The sequence below is a fragment of the Pseudonocardia sp. McavD-2-B genome (assembly GCF_024124365.1).
Lineage (GTDB): Bacteria > Actinomycetota > Actinomycetes > Mycobacteriales > Pseudonocardiaceae > Pseudonocardia > Pseudonocardia alni.
The window spans coordinates 1-6,010 of record NZ_JAMXSG010000318.1; the positions used below are offsets into that span (position 1 = coordinate 1).

Below are 6,010 nucleotides of genomic sequence, written 5' to 3' on the forward strand. Positions count from 1 at the left end.
CGGCGCGGCTTCGACCCGGCCCCCGGCCGCCACGTCGCCGCGCTGGCCCGACAGGCGGCGAAACACGGCGCGCAGCTGCGCCGCATCGACGCCCCCGACCTGCTGCGCACGCTGGAGCTGGCCGGGCGCGCCGCCGCCTCGGACCACCTCGCCGACGCCGGCTACCGCGACGAGCTGCACGACTGGACCGTCGGCCGGGCCGCCGACGCCGGCGTACCCGCGGGCGCGATCCCGGTCACCGTCCCGGGTCGCACCGGCCTTCCCCCGCGCCCGTTCCCGTACGCCGCGATGCACGACGAGCACGGTGACCGGCCGGACGCGGCCGTCCTCCTCGCCGTGGGGACCTCCTCCGACGACCGGCTGTCCCGGATCCGCGCCGGGGAGGCGATGAGTGCCGTCCTGCTGGAGGCCACCCGGCGGACGCTGTCGACGGCGCCGCTGACCGAGCCGCTCGAGTGCCCCACCGTCCACACCCTGGTCGCCGACGAGGTCCTCGGCGGCAGCCTGTGCCCGCAGCTCCTCGTCCGGGTGGGCGTCGCGCGGACCCCCGTCCCCGCCCCCACGCCGCGACGATCGCTCGACCGGCAGGTCGAGATGCTGCCCGGTGCGTCCTGACCGCGGTGGCGCGGTCCGGGCAGACGGGCGCCGTACGGGCCGTCGCGCCCCGGCCCGGCGGGTCCTTCGTCCCTGTCGCGCTCCCGGCCCGTCGGGGACGGTCGCGGTATGGGAGACGGGTCGGCGGGAAGGACCAGGACGGTGCTCGTGGACGAGACGGTACGGAGGCTGAGCGCCGAGTTCACCGGCGATGTGGAACGCAGGACCGTGCGTGCGGTGGTGCGGCGCGGCCGTACGGATCTCGCCGGCGCACCGGTCGGGGCACTCCCCGAACTCCTCGAGCGCCTCGCGCGCGAGCGACTCCGCGACCTGTGCCCGTGAACGGGACCGACCGGTACACCGCCACGCCCGTGCAGGCCGCCGGCCACCCGGCCGTCGCGCCGACCGGGCCGGCAGCCGGTGAGGAGGCCCGGACATGAGCACGACGGCACCCGGCCGTGCGACACCGTCGCGTGTCGGAGGCACCGGGCCGGCCGTCGTGGCCGCGGTGCCGGGCGCGAGCTCGGTCGACGCCGCGGTCGACGAGGCGACGCGGCGCGACGCCCGGCTGGTGCTGCTCGTACCGCTTGACACACCGATCCCCCGGCTCGCCCGGATCCTGCGTCGCTGCCACGCCCGGTCGCCCGGCCTACGCATCACGCCGGTGCGCGGCAGCGACTGTCCGCCCGTGTGGGCCCGGCCGGCCGATGTGTTCGTGCTGGACGCCGCGGACGTCACCGCGGCGATCGTCGACGACGGCAGGTCCACGCTGCTCCTCGTCCCGCCGGGCGGCGAGCCGGACGGGCCCGTCGTGCTCGGCCTCGCCCCGTGGACCGGGGGTGCGGTCGCCGCCGCGGCCGTGCGCGAGGCCCGTGCCCGGGGGGTCGGGCTGCGGGTGCTGCAGGTCTGGTCCGACCCCGCCGTCGACCCAGGGCTCGTCGGGGACGCCACGCTCCGGCGCTGGGACGTCCACGACGCCGGCCTGCGCGACGCGGCCCTGCGCACGCTCGCCCCGTGGCGGGTGGCGGGCGACCCGGATCCCGAGGTGCTCGTGGTGCGCGACGAGGCCGACGAGTCCCTCGCGCTGTTCGCCGCCGGCGCGTGCGTGCTCGTCGTCGGGCACCGGGGTGGTGGACGCTCCCCCGCCGCACCGCTGGTCCGGCTGGCACGGACGGTGTCCTGCCCGCTGCTGATCGTCCCCGACACCTGATCGGGCCCGGCCCCCCGGCGGCGGCCCCGGGCTCAGCGAGGCCGGACCTCGCCGCCGGCGGGCCGGCGGCGGGCCTGTTCGGCGTCCAGCGCGCGGCGCGCGACGGCACGCAGCACATCGCGGCGGCTGACGATGCCGACGAGCGTCCCGTCGTCCGATATCGGCACCGAACGGGTGCGTTGGACCAGCATCATCTCCACGACGTCGGCGAGGTCGTCGTCGGGGCGCATGGTCGTCGGCGACCGGGTCATGACGGCGGAGACCAGTGGCTCCGGGAGGTCCTCGATCTGCCACCCCTCCGGACGGATCCGCCCCCGCATCAGGTCGGCCTCGGTCGCGATGCCGACGACGCGACGGTCCTCGTCGACCACCGGGACGGCCGTGAACCCGTAGGACACGAGCAGGGCCGCCGCGACGTGGACCGGCGTGCCCTCCCGGACGGTGATCACCGGACTGCTCATGACGTCTCGTGCGCGCACGATCGCCTCCCCGCGTGTGGTCGTCGTCGTGCACGAGCATCCGCACGTCGTGGAGCCCTCGGCAGGGTCGAACGGCCTGTGGCCTCGGCGGCGCCGTCGTGGCGGACGGCAGGGCTGCTCCACGAGCGGTGCGAGTGAGGCGGTGATGGGGCAGATGCTCCGGGAACGACGGAGCCCCTGGTCACATCGGACTCTTCGAGCCTGTGACCAGCGGTTTTGACCAGGGGCGATGGTGGGATCGAACCAGTGACCTCTTCGGGGGTGAAGCAACCACGGCGTCAAGCAGACGGGCGGTAATGCACGTATGCCCGTCTCACCCCCGGGCGTCCGCAGGATGCTGCCGTAGTGAGCGGTCGTTGTCAGGCAGTTGGTCGAGCAGACCGTGGTCACCTCGGTGCCGTGCCCTGGATCCGGCGAGACGAGATCCGCTACGTCAACCCGCACTCGAAGAGACCCCGTCCACGGATGAGCGGCATGAAGAGCTCGTCGACGATCTCCATCAGGACCTCGTCCGGTACGGCTGGAACACCGCGCAGGGCGTATTCGCCACGCAACACCATCATGGGGAGCGCCGCCACCCGCGGATGCGCGGCCTCAGGCGGAGCTTCGCCGCGTGCCACTGCCTGGTCCAGGATCGCAACCCAGGCGGCGTCCAGCGCGCCTCCTCCGGCCTGTTCACGCAGCAGCTCCAGCAGCGCGGGTTCGTCTGCGGCCGCGGCCAGGAGATCACGCAGAATCTGCCCGCGAGGCGAGGACCAGGTCGAGTTGACCTGCCGCAGCAGCTTCACGGCATCACTACGGAGGTTGCCCGTGTCCGGCGTCGGAGTGCGAGCGTCCGCCACGTAGGTGTACGCGGCGACGCCGAGCGCCGCGCGCCCAGGCCAGCGCCGGTAGATCGCGTTCTTGTTCGTGCCGGCGCGCAGAGCGACCTTGTCCATCGTCAGACCGGCGTAGCCGGAGGCGAAGAGTTCGTCGGCGGCCGCACGCAGGATCGCCTGCTCCAGTTCCGCACCGCGCCGACGCCCTCCTGTCACGGTACGGAGCGTACCTCCCTCCTGATAAGGTACTATTCGTACCTTATTGGAGGTTGCGATGCGCGCATGGGGCGTCACCTACGACACCGGCTTCACCAACTGCGGAAGCACGACACACGAACCGTTCGACACCACAGTCGTCGCCGAGGACATGCGGATCATCCGTGAAGAGCTTCTCGCCGACGCCGTACGGATCACCGGCGGAGTCGCCGACCGCCTGGAGACCGCCGCACGGCACGCCGCAGCCGTCGGGCTGGAGGTCTGGTACTGCCCGTTCACCCATGACCTGACCACCGACGAGCTGTTGGAGTTCCTGCTGGACGCAGCCGAGCGCGCGGAGCGCATCCGGCAGGAAGGTGCCGACATCCGGTTCCTCACCGGCTCGGAGATCAGCATCATGACGATCGGCCTGATGCCCGGGCAGACGCTGGCCGAACGATCCGCGGTACTCACAGACCCGGCGCGTGTTCACGAGGCCCTCCCAGGAGCGCAGCGCAGGACCAACGCACTGCTGGCCCGAGCAGTCGAGGGGGCACGCGAGCGATTCGGAGGCCTCATCGGCTACGCGTCACTCCCCCTGGAGGGAGTGGACTGGACGCCGTTCGACTTCATCGCGACCGACGCGGGTTACCGCGATGCCGGCAACACCGACGCCCTACCTGCGAACCTCGCCGCCATGACCTCGTGCGGAAAACCGTTCGCAGTGACCGAGTTCGGCTGTGCAGCCTTCACCGGAGCCGCCGATCGGGGCAGCCGGGGCGACATCATCGGCTACGACGACCGGACCGGGCACGCAACGCACCTCACAGAGACCGTCGAGCGCAACGAATACGAACAAGCCGCCTACCTCCTCGACCTCCTCCACCTCTACGACTCGGGAGGCGTGGACACGGCGTTCGTGTACACCTTCGCCTCCCGACACCTGCCGACCTCCGATCAGCCAGAGCGGGACTTCGACCTGGGAAGCTTCGGGATCGTCAAGACCCTTGCCCACGGGCGCACCGGCAACGCCTACCCGGGGATGCCATGGGAGCCAAAAGCAGCCTTCTCGGCACTGGCCGAGTACGGCCGAACACGGACCAGCCACCCCGAGACCTGAAACGCACGCAGATCCGACCTGTGATCGACGACGGCGCCACGGCGATGAACGACCTGTTCCCCGAGGAACAGCGATGCTCCGGAAAGGCTCCGGGAGCACCCCGGGGAACGACGAAGCCCCTGGTCACATTTGGCTCGCTGAGCCTGTGACCAGGGGTTCTGACTGTGGGCGATACTGGGATCGAACCAGTGACCTCTTCGGTGTGAATGCGGCCCGGCTTGCGTTCCTGCTGCTGGCGAGGCTCGTGCAACGCGCTGACCTGCCAGGCTTCTACCGGCTCGGTGCGGCCAGTAGCCGGGGCACCTGTGGGAGATGTTCCCTCGATGTTCCTCGTGATCATCGGGCCGGGCGCACGGCGTCTCCCCCTGCCCACTCCCCTCCCTGCCCCGATACGAGGCCGCACGAGCATGGTTCGGGTGGTGTCCAGGGCCGCCGGTAGGCGGTCGCGAAGCGACGGTTCTGTGTGGGGCTAGGGGTCCCCGCGCAGGTTCGCCCTGGATGGCGCTCGGGCCATGTACGACCATCGGCCGACTCGGGGCTGGTGCGGTTACGCAACGGCATCGCACAACTCTCCACAGTTCTGATGACCGGGAGGCGGTCGGGCTAACGCAGCACATGCCCTGCGCGACAAGCGGACGAACCGCTTACGGGAAGAGGGGCAAGATGATGGTGAGCAGCGCAGCCGACGTCGCAGGCATCGCGTCCTACAGCGCGGATGTCGACCCCGGCCTGATCGCCATCATCCAGGCGACCGAAGCCGGTCAGCCGGGTCCCCAACTGATCAACATTCTCGTGGGCACCTGGCTCGTCCAGGGACGACCGGTGAGCAGCAAGTCCTACGTCGACACCACTCGCGACTCGCTCTTCAACTCCGTGTGGAACAGCCCTGACGGACGCCGTTTCCGAGGCTCGGACGCTGAGAAGCGGGAAGCCGTGCTCGACGTGATCCAACCGGCGGTGGGCGTGATTGAGCAGTCGGCTGCTGCACCCGCGACCGTGCTGCACATGGTCGACGTCATGGTCGCTGCGTCTTCTGGGCCGTCGCTTCACCCGCCGGTGTTCCGAGTGAAGGCCTCGTCTGTTGACGCGTGGTGGATCAACGACTTTGAGGTGAAGCAGCCGAAGGGCGGCGGCTCGATCGGAGTCGGCTTCAGCTTCTGAGTTCCGTGCCCCGTCGTCGAGGACTTCCACGCGTCGCTGCTGGACCTCGGTGGCGGGCGTGCGCGCGCGGCTCGCCGGGCCGGAGGTATAGGCGATGCCGCAGCGGCGCCGCCCGTCCGGCCCCGTCAGGGCCGGCTTGAAGACGTATAGAAACTTCTCACCGGAGACCGGGAACGGAGACAGCAGGTTGAAATCCAAGAGCTCGACAGCCGAGTCAGGTAAGTCGACACGACCCAATGTCGCATCGCGCCTTAGCCCCAGTACGCCTACTCTGGAAGACTTGATCGCTCAGTTCAAAGAAGGCGAGCTTGGACTCAACCCGTCAGCGCAACAGTGCTTCGAATCTATCAGCCGGGGTGTCGAAGTCGAGGGTCTTACGGGGGCGCGTGTTGAGTCGGTGGGCAATCTCGTCGAGCTGGGCCTGGGTGACGTC

6 protein-coding genes and 1 pseudogene are annotated in these 6,010 nt (G+C 70.6%); 5 read left to right on the forward strand and 2 right to left on the reverse strand.

Annotated elements, in window-relative coordinates; translation table 11 throughout:
* The 3 genes and pseudogenes from NH602_RS27080 to NH602_RS27090 all read left to right on the forward strand — a co-directional run.
* Positions 1-615, forward strand: a pseudogene (locus NH602_RS27080) (NAD(P)H nitroreductase); the annotation flags it as partial.
* A 141-nt stretch (positions 616-756) separates the two neighbouring features.
* A complete protein-coding gene (locus NH602_RS27085) occupies positions 757-936 on the forward strand; it encodes a three-helix bundle dimerization domain-containing protein (RefSeq protein WP_062395914.1) in 180 nt (59 codons plus the stop codon).
* Positions 937-1,030: 94 nt separating this feature from the next.
* Complete coding sequence (locus NH602_RS27090) at positions 1,031-1,804, forward strand: universal stress protein (RefSeq protein WP_253069261.1); 774 nt, start codon at positions 1,031-1,033, stop codon at positions 1,802-1,804.
* 32 nt (positions 1,805-1,836) lie between these two features.
* Here NH602_RS27090 and NH602_RS27095 read toward each other — a convergent pair whose 3' ends face one another.
* Positions 1,837-2,265, reverse strand: a complete 429-nt coding sequence (locus NH602_RS27095; protein ID WP_253069262.1) for an HPP family protein — start codon at positions 2,263-2,265, stop codon at positions 1,837-1,839.
* 446 nt (positions 2,266-2,711) lie between these two features.
* Positions 2,712-3,317 carry a TetR/AcrR family transcriptional regulator gene (locus tag NH602_RS27100; RefSeq protein WP_374210269.1) on the reverse strand — a complete coding sequence of 202 codons (606 nt, stop codon included), beginning with the start codon at positions 3,315-3,317 and terminating at the stop codon, positions 2,712-2,714.
* Positions 3,318-3,375: 58 nt separating this feature from the next.
* Here NH602_RS27100 and NH602_RS27105 point away from each other — a divergent pair, with 58 nt between their 5' ends.
* Both NH602_RS27105 and NH602_RS27110 read left to right on the forward strand, forming a co-directional pair.
* A complete protein-coding gene (locus NH602_RS27105) occupies positions 3,376-4,416 on the forward strand; it encodes a hypothetical protein (RefSeq protein WP_253069263.1) in 1,041 nt (346 codons plus the stop codon).
* A 663-nt stretch (positions 4,417-5,079) separates the two neighbouring features.
* The gene (locus NH602_RS27110; RefSeq protein WP_253069264.1) at positions 5,080-5,577 is read left to right on the forward strand and encodes a hypothetical protein; all 498 of its coding nucleotides are present in this window, start codon (positions 5,080-5,082) and stop codon (positions 5,575-5,577) included.
* Positions 5,578-6,010: the final 433 nt, after the last annotated feature.